This window comes from Streptomyces sp. NC-S4, from assembly GCF_054353315.1.
In genome coordinates, this window is sequence record NZ_CM135937.1 from 3,357,986 (window position 1) to 3,384,131 (window position 26,146).

Here is a 26,146-nt window from a genome sequence, read left to right on the forward strand (position 1 = left end):
TGACTTACCAGCCCAGTTCGTTCGCGGTGGTCTCGGCTATGGCGGGCGAGCAGGTCATGCCGCGCCCGCCGGGTCCGGTCACCAGCCAGACGCCGTCGGCCACCTGCTGGCGGTGGACGACGCGGGTGGTGTCGGTGCACTGCGCGTACACGCCCGCCCAGCGGTGGCGGATCTTCGGCAGCGGGCGGCCGAGGAAGGACTCGGCCACGGCGGCGACGTGCTCGTACGGGTCTTCGAGGGTGTCGAAGGCGAAGGGGTGCTCGTACTCGTGGGTGTCGCCGATGGTCAGTCCGCCGTCGCGGCGCTGGACCATCAGCAGTTGCATCTTGTGCTCGGCGGCGATGGGCGCCTGCTCCTGCTCGGCGTTGAGGGTGTCGAGCGCGGGGGACTTGTAGGCGGGGTAGTAGCGGAAGCTGTCGGCGTCCGCGACCGAGGTGGTCAGCGGCTCGCCGAGCGGGTCGGTCTGCATCATCTGGAGGCGGACGCGGCGCACGGGCAGATCGGGGACCAGTTCGCGGACCAGGCCGGACAGCCAGGCACCGGTCGCCAGGACCACCGCGTCGGCGCGGTGGACGTCGCCGTGGTCGTCGCGGACGGCTGCGCGGCCGGCTCCGCGGGCTCCGGCTCCGCGGGCTCCGGCTCCGCGGGCTCCGGCGCCGGCCACCTCTCCGACCTCTCCGACCTCGCGGACCTCGCGACCGGCGAGGAAGGTGTAGCGGCCGGCGGCGCGGGTGCGCAGGGCCTCCCGGAGGTGGAGCTGCGCGGTGCGCGGTTCGACGGCAGCGTCCCGCTCGCACCACAGGGCCGCCTCGAACGCGCCGCGCAGGGCCGGGTTGATCTCCCGGGCCTCGGCCGCGGTGAGCAGCTTGTAGCCGCGGGCGGCGGCGTCCGGGCGGGCCAGGGCCGCCTCGGCGACGGCGAGTTCACGGGGGGTGCGGACGGGAGTGAGGGAGCCGTTGGCGCGGAAGCCCAGGCCGGGCACCTCCGCGCCGATGCGCTCCCAGAGCTCGCGGGCCCGCAGGGCGGTGTCCAGCTCCTCTCCCCCGGCCCGTCCGCTGACCCAGATCTGGCCGAAATTGCGCAGGGACGCGCCGCGGGCCTCCGCTTCTCGCTCGATCTGGACGACCTCATGGCCGCGTTCGACTGCTTGCCAGGCGTGCATGGTGCCGACCACGCCGCCTCCGACGACTATGACTCTCACGCCGCCAACGGTGGGTCGGGGCCGTGACCCGGGAGGATCCGTCCGGCGACGACCCGGTGAACAGGCCTCGACGTTTGGACTAGACCCGTTATCTTCCTGTGACATTGATGCGCCCCTTTCCACCCGGTATGGGCTGGTCGCTCCTGGCTATTCGGCGCGCAGGCGGGTCGTGAAGCTGAACCGGTCACCACGGTAGAGCGAACGCACCCGTTCCAGCGGCCGGCCGTCCTGGTCCCGCGAGAAGCGGTGGATGAGCAGCATGGGGAGCGCGGGCGGGGTGCCGATCAGCAGGGCTTCGCGCGGGGTGGCCAGGACCGTCTCCAGCTTCTCGTCGGCCTCGCCGAAGGAGATGCCCAGGCTGTCGCGCAGGTACCCGTAGAAGGAGGAGTCCGGCCGGAAGTCGCCGTCCAGGCGGGGGGCCCGGGCCACCCGGATGTACGTGCTCTCCAGGCCCACGCGCTCGTCGTCGGCGAGCAGGACCCGCTCCAGGTGCCAGACGGGCTCCCCGGGCTCGGCCCCGATGCCCGCAGCGAGGTCGGGCGGGCAGGGGAACTGCTCCAGGCCGATGAGATGACGGCCGGGACGACGGCCCTGGCGGCGCACGCCCTCGGTGTAGCTGGCGAGGGCGAGCGGCTGCTCCAGCTTGGGGCCGGCGACGACGGTCCCGCGGCCGGAACGGCGCAGCCGGCCCTCCAGCAGCAGCTCGCGCAGGGCTTGGCGGACGGTCTCGCGGGACACCTCGTACCGCTCGGCGAGATCGCGCTCGGTGGGCAGCGTGCCGCCCTCACCGAGCTCGTCGAGGAGCTCGGCGATCCGGGCCTTGACGGCGTAGTACTTGGGGATGCGGCCGTGTTCGGGAATGCCGGAACGCACGGGGGAGCCGGGGCGGTGCCACTGGTTCTGTTCGTCCACGGTGGGACTCTATGCGGGGCGGCCTGCCGGTACGCGGGCGGCCGGTACGCGGGCGGCGGGTACGCGGGCGGCGCGCGGCCGGTCGGCGGACGGCGTGCGGCCGGTACGCGGGCGGTCGGTACGCGGGCGGTCGGTACGCGGGCGGTCGGTACGCGGGCGGTCGGCGTACGGCGCGCGGACCACCGCCGGACAGCGCGCGGCCAAGCGTCGGACGGCTGGCCGACCTCCGTCGGTCGGCGGGACGTCGACGCACGGAAGGCCGGCGGATGGCTGGCGAACCCACGCGGACGACGGGTCGACGGACGGCCAGTCGACGGACGGTTCAGTGTGCGGAGCGGCGCAGGCGGCGGGCGCCGAGCAGCAGGCCGCCACCGGTGGCGAGCGCGGCCACGGCGCCGGCGCCGTACGCCCACTCGCGCGGGCCGGTGTGGGCGAGTGAGCCCGCCTCGACGGGATCCTCCGGCCCCTCGACCGAGAACCGGTAGCCGCCCGCCTCGCCGATCCAGTCGCCGTCGTCACCCTTGCGCTGGACGAGGGCGGCATCGGCGACGACCTCTCCGACGGGCGCGTCGGGGGCGAAGGAGAGGCCCACCTTGACGGTCCGGGAACCGCCGGGGCCGACAGCGAAGCCGGGAAAGGCGTCGCCGCCGTCGAAAACGGCGATGATCTCGTCGCGGTCGCTGCTCTCCAGGCTGACGGGGAAGGTGCCGCCCGGGGCGTCGAACTCCATGCGCAGGTGCGCGGGACGCAGGACGTGGGCCTTGTCCGTGAAGACGACGATCGGGTGGATGGCCGTGCACTCGGAGTTGGTGGTGTTGGTCAGGTCCAGGTACCAGGTCTGCGGTTCGGCACCGGTGCGGTACACGGCCGGACCGCCGCGGATCCGTGCCCCGATGGGGAAGGCGCTGCTCTTCCCGTCGCCGCAGGTGGCCTGCGCCCGCGAGGGCAGCGCGGGTGCGGGGCGTCCGCCGCCCGCGCCGACGTCGGCTCCGGCGGTGGACGCGGTGGTGGCGACCAGGGCGGCGGAGAGGGCTGCGGTGAGGGCAAGGGCTTTGCGCAGTCGCATGGAAGACCTTCGCTGCTCGCCGGACGGGACGATGATCGGACGAGGTGACAATCACCCCGACCCTGCCCGCACCCTGCCACCCCCGCGCGTCCCTTGATCGGGAGCCACGCCTGAGTCGTTCTCGTTTATGCCCGAATGGTGGATGGGGTCAAATCCGCCTTACTCCTTCGAGTGCACAGGCCCGGGGCGGAGCCCCGCAGACGCTGGAGGCGCGGAGGCCGGCCCCCGGCCACGCCGTGGCGCGCACGCACCCCGCACCCCGGCCCGCCTCGCCCGTCACCCCGGACCGCACAGGCCTCGCGAAGCAGGCCCGGCCACGCGGGCCTCGCGGCCCAGGCCCTCGCCCCTCACCCCGCGCGTCCGAACAACGGCGCGAGCGCCAGCTCCGCCGCCCCCTCGGCCACACCGGCTCCCGCCAGGGCGACCACCGGCCGGGCCGGATCCAGCGCGCGGGCCGCGAATACGGCCCCTACCCCGGCCACGAAGACCTCCGGCGCCGCCGCGACCACGCGCCCGCCGAGCAGCACGCGGTCCACGTCCAGCAGCGCGACCAGGTTCGCCGCGCCCTCTCCCAGGATCCGCGCCGCCTTGGCGAGATCGCCTCGGGCGACCGCCTCCAGGCACAGCACCTCCATGCAGCCGCGCGCCCCGCACCGGCACGGCGGGCCGTCCAGCAGGAGCACCTGGTGGCCGAACTCCCCCGCCGCCGAGCGGGCACCCCGGTAGACACCGCCGCCCAGCCACAGCCCCGCGCCGAGCCCGGTCCCGACGTGCAGGTACACGCAGGTACGAGACCCGCCGCCGACGTACGCGTCCACGTCCGGCCCGGCATCCGCGACACGCCCGGTGCCAGTGACCGTGTCGGCGTCCGCGTCCTCGTCCGCGTCCTCGTCCGGCCAGGCGGCCCGGAGCCAGGCCCCGGCGGCCGCGGCCGCGCCGGCGTTGGTGTCCTTGTCCAGCAGCACCGGCAGGCCCAGCCGCCCCTCCAGCACCGCCCGCAGCGGGAAGCCCTTCCAGCTCGGGAACCCCGTCACCCGTCCCATCGCCCCGGCCCGGTGGTCGAGCGGCCCCGGTGCGGCCACCCCGACGCCCAGCAGCGGCAGCCCGGCTGGGGCTCCGACCCTCGCGACCGCCCGTACGACCGCCTCCACCGCCGCCTCCGGGCCGGCCCCGAAGTCCAGCGGGCCGCCGCTCTCGGCGACGACGCGGCCCGCCAGGTCCACCCGTACCGCTCGGAGCTCGTCGCGGTCCAGGTGCACCCCGACGGCGTGGCGCGCGTCCGGCACCAGCCGGAGCAGGGTGCGCGGCTTGCCGCCGGTGGATGCCGCGCGGCCGGCCTCCGCGATCAGCCCGTCCGCGCCGAGCCGTGCCGTGATCTTGCTGACGGCCTGCGGGGTGAGCCCCGTACGGGCCGCGAGTTCGGCGCGGCCGAGGCCCGCCGGACCGGCGCCGCGCAGCAGATCCAGCAGCAGCGCCTCGTTGTACCCGCGCAGCGCCGGCAGGTTCACCCCGCCGCGACTCTCCCCGCTACCCCTGTTCACCCGCCCATTGTCCACCCTCCTTGCACTTTGACAACACTGTCGCCAAAGTGGTCCCCATGAGCACCTCCGCCCCCACCGCCCCCCTCCGTGTCAGCCTCATCGGCTACGGACTCGCCGGCTCCGTCTTCCACGCTCCCCTCGTGGCCGCCACGGACGGGCTCGCCCTGGACACCGTCGTCACCTCCGACCCGGCCCGGCAGGCCCAGGCCCGCGCGGAGTTCCCCGACGTGCGCATCGCCGCCACCGCCGCCGAGTTGTGGGACCGGGACCTGGACCTGGTCGTGATCGCCTCCCCCAACCGGACGCACGTTCCGCTCGCCACCACCGCCCTCGAAGCCGGCGTCCCGGTGGTCGTGGACAAGCCGCTCGCCGCCACCGCCGCCGAGGCCCGTGCGCTCGCCGCCCTCGCGGACCGCAGCGGAACCTTCCTTTCCGTCTTCCAGAACCGCCGCTGGGACAACGACTTCCTCACCCTGCGCCGCCTCATCGCCGACGGCGAGCTCGGCGAGGTCCAGCGCTTCGAGTCGCGCTTCGAACGCTGGCGCCCGCAGCTGAAGGGCGGCTGGCGCGAGTCGGGCGCCCCGGAGGAGATCGGCGGGCTGCTGTACGACCTCGGCAGTCACGTCGTGGACCAGGCACTGGTGCTGTTCGGCCCGGCCGTACGGGTCTACGCGGAGGCCGACCTGCGCCGCCCGGGCGCCGAGACCGACGACGACACCTTCATCGCGGTCACGCATGCGAACGGGGTCCGCTCCCACCTCTACGTCAGCGCGACCACCGCCCAGCTCGGACCGCGCTTCCGCGTCCTTGGTTCGCGGGCCGGCTACGTCAAGTACGGCCTCGACCCGCAGGAGGGCGCCCTGCGGGACGGGCTGCGGCCGAACGGCGATCTGCCCTGGGGCGAGGAGCCCCCGCACCTGTGGGGGCGGCTGGGCTCCGGCGAGTCCCCGCTGACCGGCGGCGGGATCCCGGTCCCGACCGAGCAGGGCGACTACCCGGCGTACTACGCGGCCGTGGCGGCCGCGCTGCGCACGGGCGGGCCCGCGCCCGTGACGGCGACCGAGGCCGCGCAGTGCCTCGACGTACTGGAGGCGGCCCGCCGGTCGTCCGAGCAGGGCGTGGCCGTGGAGATCCCCGGGACCGAGCCCGAAGGAGCAGGCACCGGCCGAGCCTGAGGCCCGAAACCTGAAACCCGAAACCCGAAGTCCTGAGGCCTGAGGCCTGAGGCCTCATGCCTCAGGCCGAAAGCCGAACGGGCAGGGCCGGAGGGGTGGGAAGGCCGATGGCGGACCGACCCACCCCTCACCCGTGCCCGGTCACGCGCCCTTGAACTCCTGGCGCTGACGGCCGAGACCCGTGATCTCCACCTCCACCACGTCACCGGCCCGCAGGTAGGGCTTCGGCTCCGGCTGCCCCATGGCCACGCCGCCCGGCGTACCGGTGACGATGACGTCGCCCGGGTACAGGGTCATGAAGTGACTCAGGTACCGGACGACCTCACCGACCGGGAAGATCTGGTCCGAGGTGTTGCCGTCCTGCTTCAGCTCACCGTTGACCCACAGCTTCACGTCCAGGACCTGCGGGTTCGGGACCTCGTCGGCGGTGAGCAGCCAGGGGCCGAGCGGGGTGAAGGTCTCGCAGTTCTTGCCCTTGTCCCACGTGCCGCCGCGCTCGATCTGGAACTCGCGCTCCGAGACGTCGTTGACCAGCACGTACCCGCCGACGTGTGCGAGCCCCTGCACGGCGGAGTCCAGGTAGCGGGCGGTGCTGCCGATGACGACGCCGAGCTCGGCCTCCCAGTCGGTCTTCACGCTGCCGCGCGGGATCAGCACGGTGTCGTCGGGACCGACCACGGTGTCCGGGGCCTTCAGGAACAGGATCGGCTCGGCCGGGGGCTCCGCGCCGATCTCGGCGGCGTGCCCGAAGTAGTTCAGGCCGATGCCCACGACCTTGCCGATGCGGCCCACCGGGGCGCCGATGCGCAGGCCTTCGCCGCTCAGGACCGGAAGCCCACCGGACTCGGCCGCGTCCCGTACCCGGCTCAGCGCGGAATGGTCGGCGAGCAGGCCACCGTCCACATCCGTGATCAGGCCGGACAGGTCGCGCAGGGTCCCGTCCCGGTCGAGCAGCGCGGGGCGCTCCGACCCTGCGGGTCCGACACGCAGCAGCTTCATGGGCATTCTCCCGTGGTCGTGGGTGGTCGGCCCGTGGGCGTGCCCAGGGCCGGCCGATGGGTTGCGGCCATCGGAGGATTTGGTCGATCCTCCAAGATGGCCAACCAATCCGCAAGACCCTGTTCACAGACTGGAACGCCCACCTCCACCCGCCGACTGGTCCGCCCGCTCCTTGCGGTACTGGAGCCAGGCCCGCTCCGCCACCGACCACGCGGTGGTGGTCAGCAGGTAGAGCCCGGCGGCCAGCGGGACCACGGCGGCCGTGATCAGCGTCCCGAACGACAGCAGGGGCAGTACGCCGCCCAGCTTGCGCATGACCTCCTGCTGCTCGGCACTCACCTCGGCCATGACCCCGACCCCGGCCCCCGCCTTCGCCCCGGCCTTCGGGGCGACCCGAGCGGCCGGCTTCTTCGGGGCGGCGGCAGCGGCGGCCGCCACCGAGGCGGCGGTCCGGCGCCCGCGCACCGCACTCCAGGCGGCCACCACCGCGATCGCCCCGAACAGCCCGAGGAACACCAGCCCCTGCGCCCCGAACGGGCCGCCCTCGCCCAGCGCCTCGGTCCACCGGGCCCCCAGCGGCGCGGCGAAGAGCCGGTGCCCGAGCAGTTCGTTCGCCTTCCCGCCCACCTCGGCCGAGGAAAACGCCTGGTACATCACGAAGAACACCGGCAGCTGCAGCAGAACCGGCAGGCACCCCGCCACAGGAGTAGCCCCCCGGAAGGCGGCCCTGCTCAGCGGGTGCAGCGCGAGCCGTACGAGCACGGTGAACAGCACGATCGCGGCAGCGGTCGCGGACTGCGCCAGCACCGGCTCAAGAAGCCGGCCCAGCTCAGCAACAAGGTGGGTGAAAACGGACACGCGGGCCCTCCGAAGGGTCTCGTCGAACGTCGAAAGAGATGCATTTCGGCGTGACGACCCGCGAGGGGCGACAACAGTGTTCAGTCAGCGGAAGGCGAGAAGTACTGCGCGCCCCTACGCGGCCGTCGGGACGAGACGGCCGGGCGCCCTGGGCCTCGACCTGCCCGAGGCATCGGGATCACGCTGCGGCAGGAAGGCCGTGCGCTGCTCGCGATCACGGATCGCGGTGCGTATTCGGTGCGGCGGCACGGGCCGCACGAGCCGCGCGGCGGCGGCGAGAGCCGCGGTGCCCACGGCGACGGTGGCCGCGAGGGCGACCACCACGGCGCCCAGCCCGCCCTCCCCCGCGAACAGCCCGAGGAGTCCCCCGAGCAGCACGAGCGGGAGCAGCAGTGCGAGGACCCGCGAGGTCCGCGCGAACAGGGCGTAGGACAGTTGGCGGCCGTCGTGTCGTTGCCGAGCCATACGGACCTCCCCCTCTCCACTCCCGCGCGCGAACTCTCGTACGAAACCGATACTAACGGGCCCCACCGTCAGATCCATCGGCCGGAAGTATCGAGCTCAGGAAGACCTGAGTAGGGTCCCCCAGACCACCAGCCGGTACTTCGAGCTGTACTCGGGCGTACAGGTGGTGAGCGTGATGTACGCCCCGGGCTCGCTGTACCCCTGGTCCGGTTTCACCACGCTGCGCGGCACGGGCGCGATCACCCCGGTGTCCCGCTCGGTGGTCTCGGTCAGGATCTTCCCGACCACGTACGTGAACCGGCGCCCGCGCAGGTCGACGATCAGCTCGTCGCCCGCCCGCAGCCGGTTGATGTACCGGAACGGCTCGCCGTGCGTGTTCCGGTGCCCGGCCAGCGCGAAGTTCCCCCGCTCCCCGGGCGCGGCGGTCCCCGGGTACTGCCCGGCGTAGCCCTTGTCCAGGACGGCGCGCTTGTCCACGCCCTGCGCGACGGGCACGACGAGCCCGAGGCGCGGAATGCGCAGCACGGCGTACGCCCGGTCCCTCTCGGCTGAGGGCCCGGCGCCGGGCGAGGCGGCCCGAGCGGCCCGGCTCACCGAGGGCGTCGGCCCACTCGACTCCGCCTCCGAACCGCCGCCACCGGCGACGGCCCCGTCACCGGAAGCACTACCGGAACCATCACTCCCACCCTCCCCGCCCTCCCCACCACCCCAGGCCCGCTCCAGCGCCTGGACCTGCTCCTGCGCGGCGGCCGCGGCCTGCCGATTGGTCCACCACGCCTGGTGCACCACCAGCAACAGGACCACCACGCCCACGGTGACGATCAGCTCGGCGCCCACCCACAACACCCCGGCGAGACCGGCCCGGCGCCCCCGCCGGCCGCTCCCCTGCACCACCACGGGTACGCGATCTCGCACGGGCGGCACCCTAAGTCCTCCCCCGCCAACTGACCAGCGGCAGTACGGTGTGAACCATGCGCCCCGACACGCCTGCCGAGCACATCGCCGAAGCCGAGCGCCTCATCCGCACGGCGACCCGCTACCCCGAGGACCAGGAGCCCTTGCTCCTCCAGGCCGCCGCCCACCTCGAACTGGCCGACGCACGCGACCGGGCGAGTGCCCTGTACGACCAACTCCTCTCCTCCTCACCCGCCGACCCCCACCTGATCAAGGCCCTGCAGGCGGCGAACCTCTGGGAGTACGGCCACGAGGCCGAGGCCCGCGCCCTCATCACGGGCATCCGCGCCGCCTCGCCCAAGGACCCGGCGCCGTGGGAGGTCATCGCGGAAGCCCTGGAGGCCCACGACGAGTTGGAGGCCTCGCACGACTGCTTCACCGAGGCGGCCACCCTCCTCATCGCGGAGGACGACCCGCTGACCCCGGCCACCACGGCCCTCCTCACGGGCCGCCACCGCGTACGCCGCCTCCTCGGGCTCCCGCACGACGACTGGGACATGGTCGCGGACACCCGCCACATCGGCCCCATCCCCCTCGACGAGCTCCACGACCCGAAGCGCATCTGGGCCCTGGGCTCCGACGATCCCGCCGAACTGCGCGCCGAGATCGCCCGCCTGCGCGCCGAGCTGGGCGACCGCCGCGCGGCCCTCTCCCGCCCCTTCCCGGTGGCGATCCTGCACTGGCCGCAGCGCGAACTGTCGGAGCTCCTGACCAGCTACCCGACCCTCGCCTCCGAATACCCCTCGCACGAGGCCCACCTGAGGGAGATCGAGACCTCCCTCCGCGCCCTGGCCGCCTCGGGCACCACGAACCTCGGCATCGTCACGGCGAGCGTCCCCTCCTACGAGGCCTTCGCGGCATCGGAGAAGACCTCCCCGGCCTCCCCGTCCCTCCTGGCCGAATACGCCACGACCCTGGCAGCCCGCGGCAAGGCCACCCCCTGGCCCCCGACCCCCACGTCCTCCTGCTGGTGCACATCGGGCAAGCCGTACTCGGAGTGCCACGGGGACAGCAACTAGCGGCATCGACGCTTGCATGGCTGATAAGCGCTCCCCCTTGGGCACATCCAGACCACAGGAAGACAGGTTCTGTCAGCAACGCTTGATAGAACGGGGGAGCACTGATCAACCTGATGAGGAGACTCCGTGACGCCTGGCCCCCGCCCGAACAGCTCGAAGCCAGTCGCCGGAATTCACGAGACCCTCATCACGAGCGCTCTAGAAGAACAGCTCGCGGAGCTCATCGCCGCGGGCACGGTCGTCATAGCCGGCGCGGTCAGCGAGGAGTCCTCGCAGCATGTGCTGACCCGCCACGTGGCTCATGCCGTGGGGCAGGTCTTGAAGAAGCTCCCCCCTAGCGACCAAGTCCAAGCCGCGAATGAAATTCTGCATTCCCTGAACGCCTTCGAAGGGACTCAAGAGTGGGTGAGGCCCATCGCCGAGGGCCCCCGTCAGCTGCTTGCAGTAGCTGGCCCGACGGCTGCGGATGCGTTTGCCATTCGGCCCTCGACCCCACTCTCCGAGACAGCGCTCATCACCAACTCCCCGGATGACCCGAGCCTCGGAGCCGAGCTGCGGGCCGAGTTGGCTACGGCCGATCGCATCGACCTGCTGTGCGCCTTCGTGAAGTGGCACGGCCTTCGCGTACTGGAACAGCCCCTGAAGGCGGCCGCCGCGCGCGGCGTCCCGATTCGTGTCATCACCACGACATACATCGGGGCAACGGAACGGCGTGCCCTGGATCGCCTCGTGCGCGAGTTCAACGCCGACGTCAAGGTGAACTATGAACTCCGCTCCACGCGTCTACACGCCAAGGCTTGGCTCTTCCGCCGGGAATCACGGTTCGACACTGCCTATGTAGGCAGCTCAAACCTCTCCAAGGCAGCTCTCCTCGATGGGCTGGAGTGGAATGTTCGACTGTCCAGCGTCGCGACCCCCGATGTGCTGCGCAAGTTCGAGGCGACCTTCGACTCGTACTGGAGTGAGCAGAGCTTCGAGTCCTACGACCCCGACAGAGACAGCCAGCGGTTGGACGAAGCCCTGAAGATCGCCGGTAGCTCCAGCGCTGAGCGAGCTGCCCGGGTAATCAGCTTGTCCGGCTTGGAGGTCAGGCCCTACCCGCACCAACGCGACATGCTGGAGCGCCTTGAAGTCGAACGTACGGTGCACAACCGGCACCGGAACCTGCTGGTCGCTGCCACGGGAACCGGGAAGACCGTCATGGCCGCCCTCGATTTCAAGCAGCTCCAACAGAAACTGGGCCGCAAACTCCGCCTGCTGTTCGTCGCCCACCGCAAGGAGATCCTCGAGCAGTCGCTGCGCACCTATCAAGATGTCCTCGTCGACGCAAACTTCGGAGAGCTGCTCTACAGCGGTGAGATCCCAACCAGTTGGAACCAGGTCTTCGCCAGCGTCCAGTCGTTGAACCCCCGCACCTTGGACCAACTGCCGTCAGACCACTTTGACGTCATTGTCATCGATGAGTTTCACCACGGTACCTCACCCACCTACCGTCGAATCATCGATCACTTCGCCCCCACGGAGCTCCTGGCTCTCACTGCCACCCCCGAGCGCATGGACGGCCTCACCGTTCAGGACGAGTTCTTCGAGGGGCGTATCGCAGCCGAGCTACGCCTATGGGAGGCGTTGGAGAACGATCTCCTCTGCCCCTTCCACTATTTCGGCATCACCGACAACACGGACATGAGCTCCGTCGCATGGAAACGCGGATCTTACGACTCCACGGCACTCAGCAACGTGCTCACTGGAAATGAGGCACGGGCTCGCCTCGTCATTCGGGCGCTCCAGGAGAAGCACAGCTGCCCAGGAGAGATGCGCGCGCTCGGCTTCTGCGTGTCCGTGGCTCACGCCCACTTCATGGCCGAGTTCTTTAACCGCGCCGGCCTTCGCGCCGTTGCCCTCTCCGGCGAAACCCCTCGACCCGACCGCAAAGCAGCGCTTGACGCGCTCAAGGCGGGCGAAATAAACGTCATCTTCTCTGTCGACCTGTTCAACGAGGGTCTTGACGTACCTGACGTCGACACGCTCCTCCTCTTGCGCCCCACATCGAGTGCCACCGTGTTCCTCCAGCAGCTGGGGCGCGGTCTACGCAGGAGCGAGAACAAACCGGTCCTGACGGTCCTTGATTTTATCGGGCAGCATCGCAAGGAATTCCGATTCGAGGAACAGTTCCGCGCTCTGACCAATTTGACCCGCAAGCGACTGCTCACCAGCATCGAGCACGACTTCCCTCAACTGCCGTCCGGTTGCCAGATCATCCTTGAGACCAAGGCCAAGGAATTGATCATCGAGAACATCCGGAATCAGATCAACGTCAATGTCACGCAACTCGCTCGGGAAGTGGCGGCCTACGCAGAGCCGAAGCTCTCGATATATCTCAAAGAGAGTGGCCGCGAGATAAAGGAGCTGTACCGGGGCAACGGGAACTCCTGGACGGGGCTGCTGCGCCGGGCAAAGTTGCTCACCTCCCCGGCTCCTGAAGGCGAGGAAGCGCTCCTGAAGCGCGCTTCTGCCTTCCTGCACGTGGATGACCCGGCGCGGGTTCACGCATACACCGCCCTACTAGAAGATGAGGCGCCGACGTACGAGTCGCTCGACTCGGCCGGTAAGGCGTACGCGCGCATGCTGTTCTTCTCGCTTTGGCCTCAGGGGGGTGGGTTCACCCGTTACCAGGAAGGCCTGGATTCTCTGCGCCCGCATCGGGCGTTTCGCCATGAACTTCGGCAGGTCCTCGCCCATGACCTGGAGCGGGCAGATCACGTCCCCATCCCGCTGGCCGGCGACCATGCTGCCCTGCCCCTGACAGTGCACGCCTCGTACAGTCGGGAGGAAATACTGCCCGCCTTGGGGGAGTCCAGCCTTGGCGGATTCCTTCCCGCACACTTCCGCGAGGGCGTGAAATGGTGCGAAGGAATTCAGACTGACGCGCTCCTAATCACCCTGGAGAAGGATGAGAAGGATTTCTCCCCCCAGACCCGATACAAAGACTATGCGATGAGCAGCTTCCAATTCCATTGGGAGTCTCAGAATCAAACTTCGGAGACCTCTCCCACCGGAGTCCGATACCAGAAGCACATGGAGCACGGCTCACACGTCCTCCTATTTGTTCGCCGCTTCAAGAAGACGGATATCGGCGGCCCGCAACCCTGGATGCTGCTCGGCCCAGCCGATTACGTCCGCCACAAGGGAAGCAACCCGATGGGGATCGAATGGCGACTGCATCACGAGATCCCGGCGGATGTATGGTCATACTCCACCGCCACCGGCTAAGGGCTATTCAGTAGCTACCATCGACGGTTCCGGCACGGTGTGTTCGACTGAACACACCGCGCCAGCTGACCGTATTTCATTCCGGTGCCGCAGAGCCGCCCTTCCTGGCTTCGAACTACGCCGAGGGCTGGACCCAGAGCTTCAACAAGCTCAACGACCCACTCCGGCCTAGCGGTCCGCCGCCGCGTAGGTCGTGGCGGCTACCGCGGCGGCTGCCGTGAAGACTGCCGGCCAGGCGCCGATCTTCTTTGCCAGGGGGTGCGATCCCGCGAAGGCGGCTACGTAGGCCGCGCCGAGGAGGGCCGTGGTCGTCGGGGTCGTGCGGCGGTGCCATTCGCGGGCCGCGAGGGTGCCCGCGGCCGCGAGGACCACACCGCCGAGCGGGCGTACGCCGGTCCAGCGGGCCGTGGCGTAGCCGCCGACCAGGCCGGCCGCCGCTACTGCCGAGGTGGGGATCTGCGCCATCGTGGGGCCTCCGGTCGTTCGAACGTGACGTCGGTACGAGGCTAACGCGCACGCCGCGTGAAGCGGCGCGCGGCCGTCACTCCCAGCACCACGACGGCCCCGCCCAGGACGCCGGGCGGGACGGTGTCCTGGACGGCTCGCGGCAGGACGGCGATGACGCCGAGGGTGATGAAGAACGCCACCGCGCACGCGGCGAGGCCGACCACGGCCTTGCGCAGGAGAGAGCTGGACACACGCGTTCAACGCCGGGCCGGGGCACGGCGATACGGGTGGGCCGGAACACGGTACGGAAGTCGGATTTGTCGCACACCCTCCGGATCCGCGCAGGTGCCCTCCGTGGAACCTCCCGGGCGTAGATTCACTCTCCTACACGGGCGATACCGCCGAAGTCGCCCAAGCCGGCCCAAGGAGCTGCAAACGTGATCTGCTACGGACCGGCCGTGCTGGACCTGTCGGACGAACTGGCCGACGCCTACGGCGAGGTGTTCTCCGCGCCGCCGTGGAACGAGGATGAAGAAACCATTCGCCAGTTCTCCCTCCGGCTCCAGACCGACAGCCGCCGCGCCGGTTTCCGTACCGCCTTCGCGCAGTCGCCCGCGGGCATCGACGGCTTCGCCACCGGCTGGCTGACCCCCAAGGCCTTCCCCCGCGACCGCGGCTACGGGCAGGTCTCCGCGCAGCTCGGCCGGCAGCGCGTACGGGAACTCCTCATCGGCGCCCTGGAGATCGACGAGCTCGCCGTACGCCCGCACGCGCGCGGGACCGGCACCGGGCGCGCCCTCCTCGCCGAGATCACCGCCGACGCGCCCGACGGCCGCGCCTGGCTGCTGACCGCCCGGATGGCCACCGACACCGTCGCCACCTACCGGCGCCTCGGCTGGCACGAGGTCACCCCCCTGCCCGGCACGCACAACGGCGTCGTCGTCTTCCTCGCCCCGAACCACCCCTCGGCCTGAGCATCGGGCACGCCCCACCGGGCATACCCGGGGCATGATCACCCACAGCACCCCCCTCGCCCGCATCACCCAGCGGCAGCTGAACATGGCCACCTACCACCAGCTCACGCAGGCCGGGATCCCGGCCGGCACCATCAGCGGCCGCAGCCGCCGCGGAGGGCCCTGGCAGCGGATCCTGCCACGGGTGTACCTCCTGCAGACCGGCCCGCCCGACACCCGGCAGCAGGCCCTGTCCGCCGTCCTGTACGCCGCCCACCCCGCGGCCGATCCGCTCTCCGGGTCCACCGCCGCGCTCACCGGCGGCGCCGCCCTCGCGCTCCTCAGCATCCGCGACGCCCCGCCCGAGCCGCTGGACGTCCTCGTCCGCGCCCCGCGCTCGCCGGCCGCCACCGGCCGGGTCCGGCCCTGCCCGACCTCGCGCTGGCCCGCCACCATCCACATCCGCGGCATCCCCAGCGCCCGCCCGATCCGGGCCGCCGCCGACTTCGCGACCCGTACCGACGACGCCGACGCCGATCTGGTGCGCTCCGTACTGGCCAACGTCGTCCAGGGCGGCTGGTGCCACCCGCACGACCTGCACGCCGAACTGCGCGCGGCCCGCGTCCGCGGCCGCCCCGCCGTACGGGCCGCGGCCGCCGAACTGGTCGCCGGGGTCCGCTCGATCGCCGAGGGCCGAGCGCGCGACACCCTGGCCACGACCGACCTCCCCGCACCGCTCTGGAACGCCCGCCTCCACGGCCCGGACGGGGCCTTCCTCGCCAGCCCGGACGCGTACTGGCCCGACGAGGGCGTGGCGCTGGAGATCGACTCCGCGGAGTACCACTACACGCGCGACGCCTGGCAGGCCACCCTGCACCGGCGGCTGCGCCTGGAGTCCCGGGGCGTCCTGGTGGCCAGTGCGACACCCGGGATCCTGCGCGACAGACCGGCGGACGTGATCGCCGCCCTGCGCACGCTCCTGGCACTGGGCGCCGCCCGCCCCGCGCCCCCGCAGGTCACCACCCGCGGGCACGCCCAGCTGGAACTCCCGCTTCCGCCGGCCTACGCCCCGAAGGCGCGGGACACCGTATAGATCAGCAGGCCCGCCAGGGCGCCGACCACCGTGCCGTTGATACGGATGAACTGCAGGTCACGGCCGATGTGGGCCTCGATCTTGCGTGAGGTGTGCTCGGCGTCCCAGCCCGCCACCGTGTCCGTGATCAGCGAGGTGATCTCGGTCCGGTAGGTGGTGACGACGTACACGACCGCGCCCTCGATCCAGCCCTCCACCTTCGCCTGCAGACGGCCGTCGGTGGCCAGGCGCGTACCGAAGGAGATCAGCGAGGCGCGCACCCGCAGGCGCAGCTCGCTCTGCTCGTCCTCCGCCGCCGAAATGATCATCGACCGGATCGCCGACCAGGCGGAGGCGATGACGTCCTGGACCTCGTCGCGAGCCAGGATCTCGGACTTGAGCCGCTCGACCTTCGCGCGGGTCTCCGTGTCCGACTGCAGATCGGCCGCGAAGTCCGCAAGGAAGCGGTCCACCGCCCCGCGCGCCGGATGCTCGGGCATGTCCCGCATCTCCGTGACGAAGCGCAGCAGCTCCTTGTAGACGCGCTCGCCCACCTTGCGGTCGACGAACCGCGGGGTCCAGCCCGGCGCGCCGCCCTGCACCGCGTCCGTGATCGAGGTGCCGTGCGTGACGAGCCAGTCGTGGGCCTTGGCGCAGATGAGGTCGACGGCACGGCGGTGGCCGCCGTCCTCCACGACCCGCTCCAGGGTCTTTCCGATGCCCGGCGCGATCTCGGCGGCCTCGGCACGCCGGGTGATGGCCTCGCCGACGACCGCCTGCACGTCGGAGTCGCGCAGCACGGTGAGCGCGCCGCGCAGGGCGGCGGCGAGCTCGGCCGTGACCCGGTCGGCGTGTTCGGGCTCGGCGAGCCAGGAGCCGAGCCGGCCGCCGATGCCGAGGGCGTGGAGCCGGGCCCGGACCACGTCGGAGGAGAGGAAGTTCTCCCCGACGAACTCGCCCAGGGAGACGCCCAGCTGGTCCTTCTTGGTCGGGATGATCGCGGTGTGCGGGATCGGCAGGCCGAGCGGACGCCGGAAGAGGGCGGTCACGGCGAACCAGTCCGCGAGCGCGCCGACCATGCCGGCCTCGGCCGCGGCGGCGACGTACGCGGCCCAGCCGCCGGCGCCCCAGGCGTGCTGGGCGTACTTGGCGAGTACGTAGACCAGCGCGACCAGGATCAGCAGGCCGGTCGCGGTGGCCTTCATCCGGCGGACCCCGCGGCGGCGCTCCTCGTCGGCGGCGCTGAACACGAACGCGCCGCGGGTGGGTGGCGGTGCGGTTCCGGTACCTCCGGTGGTGCTGCGGTTCTCCACGTGCTCCTGCCTTCCCCCGGTGGCGCCGGTTTTGTCTGCATAGCATCCGACTCCTGGGCGGGACGAGGAGTTCCCGCCACGCCAGTCCGCTCCCGCGGGGGTGGCGGTGGGGCCCGGGGTACCCCCGGCCCCCCTCGTGCCTCCGGCCGGGTCGCTCCCGAGCAGTACCCACCGGGCTGCGCCCGGACCCGCAGGCCCACGGGGCCGCGGTCCGGGCGCGGTGCCGGCCGCTCCCGCGGGGCGGGTCCGAGTCGGCCCGCGGACCGGGGTCCGGGCGCGGTGCGGGCTGGTCCGCGGGGCCGGGGAGGGGTGTCTCCTCGGCTCGGCGCGTGCGGGCACGTCCCGGCAGTACCCGGTGGTTGCGCGCTCGTCCTGCGGGGACACCCCTCCCCGTCCCCGCTCCCCACGCGCCGGGGCGGCTCCGGGGCACTGCCGGAGCACGGGTCCGGGTCGCGTCGTCCTGCGGGGGCCGGTGCGCGGGGCCGGGGAGGGGTGTCTCCTCGGCTCGGCGCGTGCGGGCGTGTCCCGGCTGTGTGCGGTGGTTGCGCGCTCGTCCTGCGGGGACACCCCTCCCCGTCCCCGCTCCCCACGCGTCGGGGCGGCTCCGGGGTGCTGTCGGAGCACTGCCGTGGGGCGGGGACACGGCGGAGTGTCCCCGCAGGACGAGCGCGCACCACCGGGCACCACCGCGACATGCCGAACCGCGCGAGCCGAGGAGACACTCCGGCGGGGCACCGCCCCACACCACCCAGCCCCGCCGGCGCTTGAGGCGCGGGGCCCGGGGCAGAGCCCCGGAACCACCGGCCCGCCGGAGCCGAACCGCAGGGCCGAGCGCTACAGCTCCTTGCGCAGGGACGGCCCGTCCACGGGACGCTTGCGCTTCTTGACCTTGATCTCCACGCCGCCCCAGAAGGCGAAGCCCGTCACGACCACCCGCGGCGCACCCGGTTCGACCGGGCCCGGGTTGTCGCGCTGGTCGAAGGCACCCATGAAGCCGAAGCCCCGGACGTCCAGTTCCACCCCCGGCGGCACCGTGATCTCGATGCCGCCCATGACCGCGACACAGTTGATCACCACCTCGCGCTGCGCGAAGTCCGCCTCGCGCAGGTCCAGCTGCCCGCCGCCCCAGAACGCCACCGCGTCGAACCGCGCCGGCACCGTCCACCGTCCCTTGCGCTGGAAGCCCGACATGACCGCCACGGCCGTCGCCGAACTGCCCCCGCCGCCGATCCGCCCCGTCCACGGCTCGCCCGCCGCCGACGACGACGGCCGAGCCACCGGCCCGCCCGCCGCCGGCGCCGGCAGGTCCCGCGTCAGCGGTTCCAGTTCCGCGTACGTCCGCGACTTGTACGCCGCTTCGAGCCGCTCCTCGAACTCGTCCATGTCGAGCCGGCCCTCGGCGACGGCGTCCCGCAGACGCTCCACCACCCGGTCCCGGTCGGCGTCCGACGCCCTCAGCTCCGGCAACGGCTTCTCCGGCCGCTCGTCACTCATGTGGACCAGACTATGCATGGTTGTCCGGGAGTTGTACGGCTCGGCCCCTGAGATCGCCCCCGGATCGTCCCCGGCTTTCCCCTGATGCGCGAGGACGTCAACCACGGCCCGCGTACATCCGCGCGATCACGTCCTCGATGTCCGGCTCCCGCACCGACAGGTCCACCAGCGGATAGTCCGCCGCCACCGCCGCCACCAGCGGCGCCGCCGACGCCCCCGCCGGGAACGCCAGCCACTGCCGCGGCCCCTCCACCTTCACCACCCGCGCCCCCGCCACACTGATCGGCGCGAGCTCCCGCTCCAGGTCCACCACCAGCGTCCGCTCGCTCTCCCCCGCCGCCCCCGCCGCGTGCAGCCCGCCCAGCGGCCCGTCGTACATCAGCCGCCCGTGGTCGATCACCATCACCCGCTCGCACAGCTGCTCGATGTCCTGGAGGTCGTGCGTGGTGAGCAGCACGGTCGTCCCGAGTTCCTCGTTCAGCTGCCGCAGGAAGCCCCGTACCTTCGCCTTGCTCACCACGTCGAGCCCGATCGTCGGCTCGTCCAGGTACAGCACCTCCGGATCGTGCAGCAGCGCCGCCGCGATGTCCCCGCGCATCCGCTGCCCGAGCGACAGCTGCCGCACCGGTACGTCCAGCAGCTCGGCCAGGTCGAGCCGCTCCACGCAGCGCTCCAGGTTCTCCTCGAACCGCGCCCGCGGCACCCGGTACAGCCGCCGCATCAGCCCGTACGAGTCCTTCAGCGGCAGGTCCCACCACAGCGTCGTGCGCTGCCCGAACACCACCCCGATCCGGTGCGCGAGCCGCATCCGCTCCCGCGCCGGGTCGATGCCCGCGACCCGCAGCCGGCCGCCGCTCGGGGTCAGGATGCCGGTCAGCATCTTGATCGTGGTCGACTTCCCGGCGCCGTTGGGCCCGATGTAGCCGACCACCTCGCCCCGGGCGACCTCGAAGCTGATCCCGTCCACCGCCCTGACCTGGCGTTTCTCCCGGCGCATCAGGCTCACCCGGCGCCGTACGTCAAAGACCTTCTCGACCCCGTCCAACGAGATCAGCGCATCGGCCACAGCTCTAGCTCCCCGTGCTTCGGTACGAACGGACACCCGCGCGCCACGCCAGCGACGCGGGCAGGAACACCACGAAGGCCACCAGCGGGCTCAGGTACGCGACCCACCCGGGCAGTCCCAGCGGATCGGGCCGCCCCAGCACGTGCAGTGCCGGCAGCCAGTTGACGAAGGCCAGCGGGACGACGAAGGTCACCCCGCGCAGCAGGTCCTTCGCGAAGACCGTCGGCGGGTACTGCAGCATCTGGCAGCCGCCGTAGGTGAAGGAGTTCTGCACCTCGGCCGCGTCCCCGGTCACGAACTGGAAGGCCGCCCCGGTCACCATCACGGCCGCGAAGATCGCCGCCCCGGCGAGCACCATCCCGGGCACCAGCAGCACCTTCCCGGCCGTCCAGTCCACGTCCAGGGTCCACAGCGCCCAGGCCATCACCCCGGCCCCCTGCCCGATCCGGCCCAGCCTGCGCAGCGCGAACCGGTCCGCCGCGACCTGCGCGAGCACCGGGACCGGCCGCACCAGCATCGTGTCGAGCGAGCCGTCGCGGATCCGGGCGCCGATCTTGTCGGTGTTCCCGAGCAGCAGGTCCGCCAGGCCCAGGGAGGCCGAGCAGGACCCGTACAGCAGGGCGATCTCGGGCAGTGTGAAGCCGCCGAGGGCGTCCACGTGGGAGAACATGATGTAGATCGCGACGAAGTCCAGGAGCGTGATCGCCGCCTGCCCGAGGGTCGTCATGACGAAGGACATCCGGTAGGTCATCGTGGAGCGGATCCACATGCCCACGATCAGCCGGTAGCCGCGCAGCCCCTCCAGGACCGGGCCGCGCCGCGGCGCCCCGGCCACGACGGCATCCGGTGCCGCCTCCGACCCCCGAGAACGCCCCCGGTCCTGCCCCCGGTCCCGCGCCCCGCCCCGGTCCCGCGCCCCGTTCCACGTCCGGAGCGGCGGACGCGCCGGTACCGCCTCCGGCCCGGCCTCCGCCTCAGCCACCCTGGACCACCACCTTCCGCGTCGCGGCCGACTGCAACAGCCGCCCCGTTCCCAGCAGTACGAGCGCCCATCCGGCCTGGAACCCCAGCGCCCGGGCCGCACTCCCGGCCCCCGCGTGCTCGCCCAGCAGCACGTCCATCGGCACCTGCAGCATCGCCGCCCACGGCAGCGTCCGCACGAACTCGCCGAACCCGCCCGGGAAGACGGTCAGCGGCAGCAGCATCCCGGAGAAGAAGATCGAGGCGACGGTCGCCATGACGTTGACCCCCGCCCCGTCCATCAGCCAGAAGGCCACCAGCCCCACCATGTAGCGCAGCGCGAAGCTCACCACCAGCGCCAGCAGGACGGACACCAGGAACAGCAGCCAGCGCAGCGGATCGACGGGCAGTGCCAGCGGGAACGCCAGCGCCCCCGCCACCAGCGGCACCACCCCACGCCCCGCCAACTGGAAGCCCGCCCGGCCCAGATCGGCCGCGAGCCACCACATCTGGAGGTCCGCGGGCCGGTACAGGTCCACCGCGATGTCGCCCGTCCGGATCCGCTCCTGGAGCTCCTCCTGGAAGCCGCCGCCGATCAGCGCGGCGGCCGCCAGCAGCGATTGGCTCACCCAGACGAAGGTCAGCGCCTGCGCCCGGTCGTAGCCGCCGAGTCCGGGCCGCTCGTCCCACAGCGCGATGTACGTGTACGCGACGATGAACCCGAACACGGTGTTGGTGAACACCCCGGCCGCGGTCGCCGTCCCGTAGGTGGCGTAGCGCCTGAATCCGCCCGCCATGACCGCCAGGTAGAGACCCGCCGACCGACGTGCTCCGTTCCGCACTCTCCGGCGCACCGTATCCCTCCGTTTCCCACGTCGTTCCTACGTCGGCCAAAGCGCGCGAGCTTAGTGCGGAGGGGCGAGCCACGCGACCGATTTATGCCCGTCCGGGGCGGAATCAGCGGCCATCGGGTAGACACCATGAGGTACAGAAGTGGATATTTTGAACGGCGTCGAGGAGTCCTGGCGATGAGCGACCAGTCACCACCCCCGGGCTGGACCCCTCGCGACCCCGACACCCCGCCGGACGTACCGCAGCCACGGTCGGAACCGCCGACGCCCCAGCAGGCGCAGCAGGCACAGCAGGCACAGCAGGCGCAGCAGGGCGACCCCGGCAAGAAGGCCCGGCGCGGGCGGACCGGCGCGCGCCGCTTCCTGCCCACCTGGCGCATGGTCCTCGGCGCCGTCCTGCTCGTCGCCCTGCTGATCGGCGGCGCCCTCGTGGCCGGCTACCTGCTGGTCGACATCCCGCCGGCCAACTCCGCCGCCACCGCGCAGTCCAACGTCTACCTCTACTCCGACGGCTCGCAGATCGCCCGCGACGGCGAGGTCAACCGCGTCAACGTGCCGCTGTCGCAGATCCCCCGGACCGTGCAGGAAGCCGTACTGGCCGCCGAGGACCGGGACTTCTACTCCGAACGGGCGGTCGACCCCAAGGCGATGCTCCGCGCCGCCTGGAACACCGCGACCGGCAAGGGCACCCAGTCCGGTTCGACCATCACCCAGCAGTACGTCAAGAACTACTACTTGGGCCAGGAACAGACGATCAAACGCAAGGTCAAGGAGTTCTTCATCGCGATCAAACTCGGTCGCGAGAAGTCGAAGGACTACATCCTCGAGGGCTACCTGAACACCAGCTACTTCGGCCGCAACGCCTACGGCATCCAGGCCGCCGCCCAGGCCTACTACGGCAAGGACGTAGGAAAACTCACCACCGCCGAGGGCGCCTACCTCGCCACCCTGCTCAACTCCCCCAGCGCGTTCGACGTGGTCTCCCACCCCCAGAGCCGCCCCCGCGCCCTCGCCCGCTGGAACTACGTACTCGACGGCATGGTCAAGAAGGGCTGGCTCTCCGCCGCCGAACGCGCGAAGACTCAGTTCCCCGAACCGGGCAAGGTCCGCGCGGCCGCCGGCCTCTCCGGCCAGCGCGGCTACCTCGTCGAAGCGATCAAGGACTACATCGTCGACAACAAGATCCTCGACGACAAGACCCTCGCCGAAGGCGGCTACCGCATCACCACCACCCTCGACAAACGCCGCCAGAGCGCCCTCGTCGACGCCGTCGACAGCCAGATGGTCAGCAAGCTCGACCCCCAGAAGCGGGCGGCCGACCGGCTGGTCCGGGCCGGCGGGGTCTCCGTCGACCCGGCCACCGGCAAGGTCCTCGCCATGTACGGCGGCATCGACTACACCAAGCAGTACGTGAACAACGCGACCCGCCACGACTACCAGGTCGCCTCCACCTTCAAGCCGTTCGTCTTCGCCGCCGCCGCCGAGAACGACTCCCGCACCCAGGACGGCCGCCGGATCACCCCGAACACGATCTACAACGGCGACAACAAACGCCCGGTCGTCGGCGGCCGCATCCGCTTCGCCCCCGAGAACGAGGGCCAGGTCTCCTACGGGAACATCAGCGTCAACACCGCCACCGACCTCTCCGTCAACGCCGTGTACGCGCAGATGGCCGTCGACGTCGGCACCGGCAAGGTCAAGAAGACCGCCATCGACCTCGGCATCCCCGAGAACACCCCCAACTTCGTACCCGGCCCGGCCATGGCCCTCGGCACCCTGCAGGCCAGCGTCCTGGACATGACCCAGGCCTACGCCACCCTCGCCGACCACGGCCGGCGCACCCCCTACACCTTCGTGGAGAAGATCACCAAGGGCGGCGAAACCATCCCTCTCCCCCCGCGCACCCCCACCCAGGCCATCAGCCGCGAAGCCGCCGACACCACCACCTCCATGCTGGTCAGCGTCGTGGACAACGGCACCGGCACGGCCGCCCTCGCCGCCGGCCACCCGGCCGCGGGCAAGACCGGCACCGGCGAACTCGACCGCTCTGCCTGGTTCGCGGCCTACACCCCGGACCTGGTCACCGTGATCTCGATGATGGGCCAGGACCCCGACACCGGAACCCTGGAATCCCTCTACGGCGCCCTCGGCGAGCCCCGCATCGGCGGCGGCGGCTACCCCGCCCGGATCTGGGCCGCGTACACCAAGACCGCCCTGGAAGGCACCGACCCCGTCGACTTCGACCTGGAACTCCAGCCCGGCGCCGCACCGCCCCCGCCGCCGCCCAGCCCGGAATCCGACACACCGCAGGAGACCCCCGGCGAACCCTCGCCCAGCACCCCCGCCCGCCCGGCCCGGCCCTCCCCGTCGAACCCGACGGGCGGCCGCAACCAGGGCGGACAGAACAACGGCGGCCAGAACCAGGGCGGCCAGGACAACGGCGGCCCGGCGAACGGAGGCCAGGACAACGGCGGCCAGGACAACGGCGGCACCACCCAGGGCGGCGACCAGGGCGGCACCACCCAAGGCACCCAGGGCTCCGCGCAGGGCAGCACCCAGGGCAGCACGCAGGGCAGCGACGGAGGCCCGGCCGAAGGCCTGCGCCCGCCGTCAGCGTTCCTGGAGTAGTGGAGCAGCGGGGCGGCCGGGGCGGGTGGGGGGCCGGGGCGGGCCGGTCAGTGGCCGGAGGTCGCCTTCAGCCCCACCACGGCGACCAGCAGCAGGCAGATGAAGAAGATCCGGGCGGCGGTGACGGGCTCACCCAGCACCGCCATACCGAGCACGGCCGCACCGGCGGCGCCGATGCCCACCCACACCCCGTACGCCGTACCGATGGGCAGGGTCTTCGCCGCGTACGACAGCAGCACCATGCTCGCGACGATCCCGGCACCCGTGAACACACTGGGCCACAGCCGGGTGAAACCTTCGGTGAACTTCATGCCGATCGACCAGCCGACCTCGAGCAGACCGGCGACGAGAAGAAGAACCCATGCCATGACGGCACCTCCGAGACAACGAGCGGTACGGGGTGCGTCGTCTTGTCGTACCCGGTACGGCGCGTCTCGTCGGGGTTCTCCCCCACCGTAGCAAAAGGCCGCGAAAAGGGCCGGTGACCTGTGCCACCAGCCCTTTTCCGACAACTCAGAGGTACAGCCCGGTGGAGTCCTCCGACCCCTCCAGCCGCTCCGCGGCCACGGCGTGCAGGTCCCGCTCGCGCATCAGCACGTACGTCGCACCGCGCACCTCGACCTCGGCACGGTCCTCGGGGTCGTACAGCACCCGGTCACCGGGCTCGACCGTACGGACGTTCTGCCCGACCGCGACCACCTCGGCCCAGGCCAGCCGCTTGCCCACCGCGGCCGTCGCGGGAATCAGGATGCCGCCGCCCGAGCGCCGCTCGCCCTCCGGCAGATCGGACTTCACGAGCACGCGGTCGTGCAGCATGCGAATGGGCAGCTTGTCGTGGGTGGTGTTCTCGCTCACGCCCCGAACCTACCTGCCCGCGCCCGTCCCGTACCGCTCAGGGTCATGCGCTCTTGCGGCGCGCCGACACCACGAGCAGCCCGACCAGGCTGACCGCGACCAGCGCGACGGGCACGATCCGGTCCACGCGCGGAGCCCCGTCGTCGTGGCGCAGCCCGTCCCGCACGTCGGTCACGAACCGGTTCACCGCGGCAAAGGCCCGCCCGGCGGTCTGGTCGACGGACGAGGCGACCCGTGCCTTCGCGTCCCCGATGATCGTCTTCGGGTGCATGCGCACGCCGATCTCGTCGAGCGTCTCGGCGAGCTGCTCACGGCGGCGGACGATGTCCGCCTCGATCTGTGCGGGGGTCCTGGCTTCCGGCACCGCGCTGCCTCCGTCGTCGTGGTCGTGTGGGGCGTAGTCCGCCATGAACAGTCTGTCAGCTTAGTCTCATGGCATACCGATCCCCTCCCGAGGAGAGTGTCACGATGAGCGAGCGACTCCAGCCGGGCGACACCGCCCCCGCCTTCACCCTGCCCGATGCGGACGGCAACGAGGTCTCGCTCGCCGACCACGAGGGCCGCAAGGTGATCGTCTACTTCTACCCTTCCGCGCTGACCCCGGGCTGCACGAAGCAGGCCTGCGACTTCACGGACAACCTGTCCTTCCTGGCGGGACACGGCTACGACGTCATCGGCGTGTCGCCGGACAAGCCGGAGAAGCTGGCGAAGTTCCGCGAGAAGGAGGACCTGAAGGTCACCCTGGTCAGCGACCCGGAGAAGGAGACGCTGACGGCGTACGGCGCGTACGGGGAGAAGAAGCTGTACGGCAAGACGGTGACCGGGGTCATCCGCTCCACGGTGGTCGTCGACGAGGCGGGCAAGGTCGAGCACGCCTTCTACAACGTCAAGGCCACGGGCCACGTAGCCAAGATCATCAAGGACCTGGGCCTCTGACCCCCGCCGCCGCCCCACCGAACCGGCCCGCACCATCCGGTGCGGGCCGCTCCGCTTATCGGACGAAACGGCCCGTAACCGTCCGTCTTCCGGTGTCGTTATTCCGTACGA

At 71.5% G+C, this 26,146-nt stretch carries 25 protein-coding genes and 1 riboswitch; of the genes, 7 read left to right on the forward strand and 18 right to left on the reverse strand.

Annotated elements, in window-relative coordinates; translation table 11 throughout:
* Positions 1-4: 4 nt before the first annotated feature.
* The 4 genes from ACXNSR_RS14705 to ACXNSR_RS14720 form a co-directional block, all read right to left on the reverse strand.
* Positions 5-1,201 (reverse strand): TIGR03364 family FAD-dependent oxidoreductase, encoded by a 1,197-nt coding sequence (locus tag ACXNSR_RS14705; RefSeq protein WP_458642481.1) that lies wholly within the window; start codon positions 1,199-1,201, stop codon positions 5-7.
* A gap of 147 nt (positions 1,202-1,348) precedes the next feature.
* Positions 1,349-2,113, reverse strand: coding sequence for a GntR family transcriptional regulator (locus ACXNSR_RS14710; protein ID WP_458642482.1), 765 nt, complete (start codon positions 2,111-2,113; stop codon positions 1,349-1,351).
* Between the two features lie 322 nt (positions 2,114-2,435).
* Entirely contained in the window at positions 2,436-3,179 is a 744-nt protein-coding gene (locus ACXNSR_RS14715) for a hypothetical protein (RefSeq protein WP_458642483.1), read from the reverse strand.
* Between the two features lie 347 nt (positions 3,180-3,526).
* Positions 3,527-4,720, reverse strand: coding sequence for an ROK family transcriptional regulator (locus ACXNSR_RS14720; RefSeq protein WP_458642484.1), 1,194 nt, complete (start codon positions 4,718-4,720; stop codon positions 3,527-3,529).
* Positions 4,721-4,776: 56 nt separating this feature from the next.
* Between ACXNSR_RS14720 and ACXNSR_RS14725 the strand changes: the two genes are divergently transcribed.
* Positions 4,777-5,895 (forward strand): Gfo/Idh/MocA family protein, encoded by a 1,119-nt coding sequence (locus ACXNSR_RS14725; protein ID WP_458642485.1) that lies wholly within the window; start codon positions 4,777-4,779, stop codon positions 5,893-5,895.
* Positions 5,896-6,036: 141 nt separating this feature from the next.
* Here the strand turns inward: ACXNSR_RS14725 and ACXNSR_RS14730 are convergent, their stop codons facing one another.
* The 4 genes from ACXNSR_RS14730 to ACXNSR_RS14745 form a co-directional block, all read right to left on the reverse strand.
* Complete coding sequence (locus ACXNSR_RS14730) at positions 6,037-6,894, reverse strand: fumarylacetoacetate hydrolase family protein (protein ID WP_458642486.1); 858 nt, start codon at positions 6,892-6,894, stop codon at positions 6,037-6,039.
* 123 nt (positions 6,895-7,017) lie between these two features.
* Entirely contained in the window at positions 7,018-7,752 is a 735-nt protein-coding gene (locus ACXNSR_RS14735) for a YidC/Oxa1 family membrane protein insertase (protein ID WP_458642487.1), read from the reverse strand.
* 114 nt (positions 7,753-7,866) lie between these two features.
* Positions 7,867-8,217 (reverse strand): DUF6412 domain-containing protein, encoded by a 351-nt coding sequence (locus ACXNSR_RS14740; protein ID WP_458642488.1) that lies wholly within the window; start codon positions 8,215-8,217, stop codon positions 7,867-7,869.
* Between the two features lie 96 nt (positions 8,218-8,313).
* Positions 8,314-9,132 (reverse strand): class E sortase, encoded by an 819-nt coding sequence (locus tag ACXNSR_RS14745; protein ID WP_458642489.1) that lies wholly within the window; start codon positions 9,130-9,132, stop codon positions 8,314-8,316.
* 56 nt (positions 9,133-9,188) lie between these two features.
* On the opposite strand from ACXNSR_RS14745, the gene ACXNSR_RS14750 reads away from it, so the two are divergent.
* Positions 9,189-10,190, forward strand: coding sequence for an SEC-C metal-binding domain-containing protein (locus tag ACXNSR_RS14750; protein ID WP_458642490.1), 1,002 nt, complete (start codon positions 9,189-9,191; stop codon positions 10,188-10,190).
* 126 nt (positions 10,191-10,316) lie between these two features.
* Entirely contained in the window at positions 10,317-13,460 is a 3,144-nt protein-coding gene (locus ACXNSR_RS14755) for a DUF3427 domain-containing protein (protein ID WP_458642491.1), read from the forward strand.
* Positions 13,461-13,628: 168 nt separating this feature from the next.
* Here the strand turns inward: ACXNSR_RS14755 and ACXNSR_RS14760 are convergent, their stop codons facing one another.
* Both ACXNSR_RS14760 and ACXNSR_RS14765 read right to left on the reverse strand, forming a co-directional pair.
* Entirely contained in the window at positions 13,629-13,925 is a 297-nt protein-coding gene (locus ACXNSR_RS14760) for a hypothetical protein (RefSeq protein ID WP_458642492.1), read from the reverse strand.
* 41 nt (positions 13,926-13,966) lie between these two features.
* Positions 13,967-14,158: a hypothetical protein gene (locus tag ACXNSR_RS14765; protein ID WP_458642493.1), complete on the reverse strand. Its 192-nt coding sequence runs from the start codon at positions 14,156-14,158 to the stop codon at positions 13,967-13,969.
* 186 nt (positions 14,159-14,344) lie between these two features.
* On the opposite strand from ACXNSR_RS14765, the gene ACXNSR_RS14770 reads away from it, so the two are divergent.
* Both ACXNSR_RS14770 and ACXNSR_RS14775 read left to right on the forward strand, forming a co-directional pair.
* Positions 14,345-14,881: a GNAT family N-acetyltransferase gene (locus ACXNSR_RS14770; RefSeq protein ID WP_458642494.1), complete on the forward strand. Its 537-nt coding sequence runs from the start codon at positions 14,345-14,347 to the stop codon at positions 14,879-14,881.
* A gap of 34 nt (positions 14,882-14,915) precedes the next feature.
* Positions 14,916-15,953, forward strand: a complete 1,038-nt coding sequence (locus ACXNSR_RS14775; RefSeq protein WP_458642495.1) for a hypothetical protein — start codon at positions 14,916-14,918, stop codon at positions 15,951-15,953.
* Here ACXNSR_RS14775 and ACXNSR_RS14780 read toward each other — a convergent pair.
* From ACXNSR_RS14780 to ACXNSR_RS14800, 5 genes are all read right to left on the reverse strand, one after another.
* Positions 15,923-17,410, reverse strand: a complete 1,488-nt coding sequence (locus ACXNSR_RS14780) for a DUF445 domain-containing protein (RefSeq protein ID WP_458643307.1) — start codon at positions 17,408-17,410, stop codon at positions 15,923-15,925. The two genes, ACXNSR_RS14775 and ACXNSR_RS14780, sit on opposite strands and share 31 nt — an antisense overlap.
* A gap of 669 nt (positions 17,411-18,079) precedes the next feature.
* Positions 18,080-18,739 (reverse strand): DUF1707 SHOCT-like domain-containing protein, encoded by a 660-nt coding sequence (locus ACXNSR_RS14785; RefSeq protein WP_458642496.1) that lies wholly within the window; start codon positions 18,737-18,739, stop codon positions 18,080-18,082.
* A 97-nt stretch (positions 18,740-18,836) separates the two neighbouring features.
* Positions 18,837-19,805, reverse strand: a complete 969-nt coding sequence (locus tag ACXNSR_RS14790) for an ABC transporter ATP-binding protein (protein WP_327385221.1) — start codon at positions 19,803-19,805, stop codon at positions 18,837-18,839.
* Between the two features lie 4 nt (positions 19,806-19,809).
* A complete protein-coding gene (locus ACXNSR_RS14795; protein WP_458642497.1) occupies positions 19,810-20,640 on the reverse strand; it encodes an ABC transporter permease in 831 nt (276 codons plus the stop codon).
* Positions 20,641-20,779: 139 nt separating this feature from the next.
* Positions 20,780-21,562 (reverse strand): ABC transporter permease, encoded by a 783-nt coding sequence (locus ACXNSR_RS14800; RefSeq protein WP_458643308.1) that lies wholly within the window; start codon positions 21,560-21,562, stop codon positions 20,780-20,782.
* Between the two features lie 231 nt (positions 21,563-21,793).
* On the opposite strand from ACXNSR_RS14800, the gene ACXNSR_RS14805 reads away from it, so the two are divergent.
* Complete coding sequence (locus ACXNSR_RS14805) at positions 21,794-24,244, forward strand: transglycosylase domain-containing protein (RefSeq protein ID WP_458642498.1); 2,451 nt, start codon at positions 21,794-21,796, stop codon at positions 24,242-24,244.
* A gap of 47 nt (positions 24,245-24,291) precedes the next feature.
* On the opposite strand, the gene ACXNSR_RS14810 is transcribed toward ACXNSR_RS14805, so the two are convergent.
* From ACXNSR_RS14810 to ACXNSR_RS14820, 3 genes are all read right to left on the reverse strand, one after another.
* Complete coding sequence (locus tag ACXNSR_RS14810) at positions 24,292-24,612, reverse strand: DMT family transporter (protein WP_030158619.1); 321 nt, start codon at positions 24,610-24,612, stop codon at positions 24,292-24,294.
* A gap of 31 nt (positions 24,613-24,643) precedes the next feature.
* Positions 24,644-24,714: riboswitch (guanidine-III (ykkC-III) riboswitch) on the reverse strand.
* Positions 24,715-24,757: 43 nt separating this feature from the next.
* Positions 24,758-25,099 (reverse strand): GroES family chaperonin, encoded by a 342-nt coding sequence (locus ACXNSR_RS14815; RefSeq protein ID WP_030009035.1) that lies wholly within the window; start codon positions 25,097-25,099, stop codon positions 24,758-24,760.
* A gap of 43 nt (positions 25,100-25,142) precedes the next feature.
* The gene (locus ACXNSR_RS14820; protein WP_458643309.1) at positions 25,143-25,463 is read right to left on the reverse strand and encodes a DUF3618 domain-containing protein; all 321 of its coding nucleotides are present in this window, start codon (positions 25,461-25,463) and stop codon (positions 25,143-25,145) included.
* A gap of 104 nt (positions 25,464-25,567) precedes the next feature.
* Here ACXNSR_RS14820 and bcp point away from each other — a divergent pair, with 104 nt between their 5' ends.
* The gene (gene bcp, locus ACXNSR_RS14825; RefSeq protein WP_458642499.1) at positions 25,568-26,035 is read left to right on the forward strand and encodes a thioredoxin-dependent thiol peroxidase; all 468 of its coding nucleotides are present in this window, start codon (positions 25,568-25,570) and stop codon (positions 26,033-26,035) included.
* The last annotated feature ends 111 nt before the right edge of the window (positions 26,036-26,146 follow it).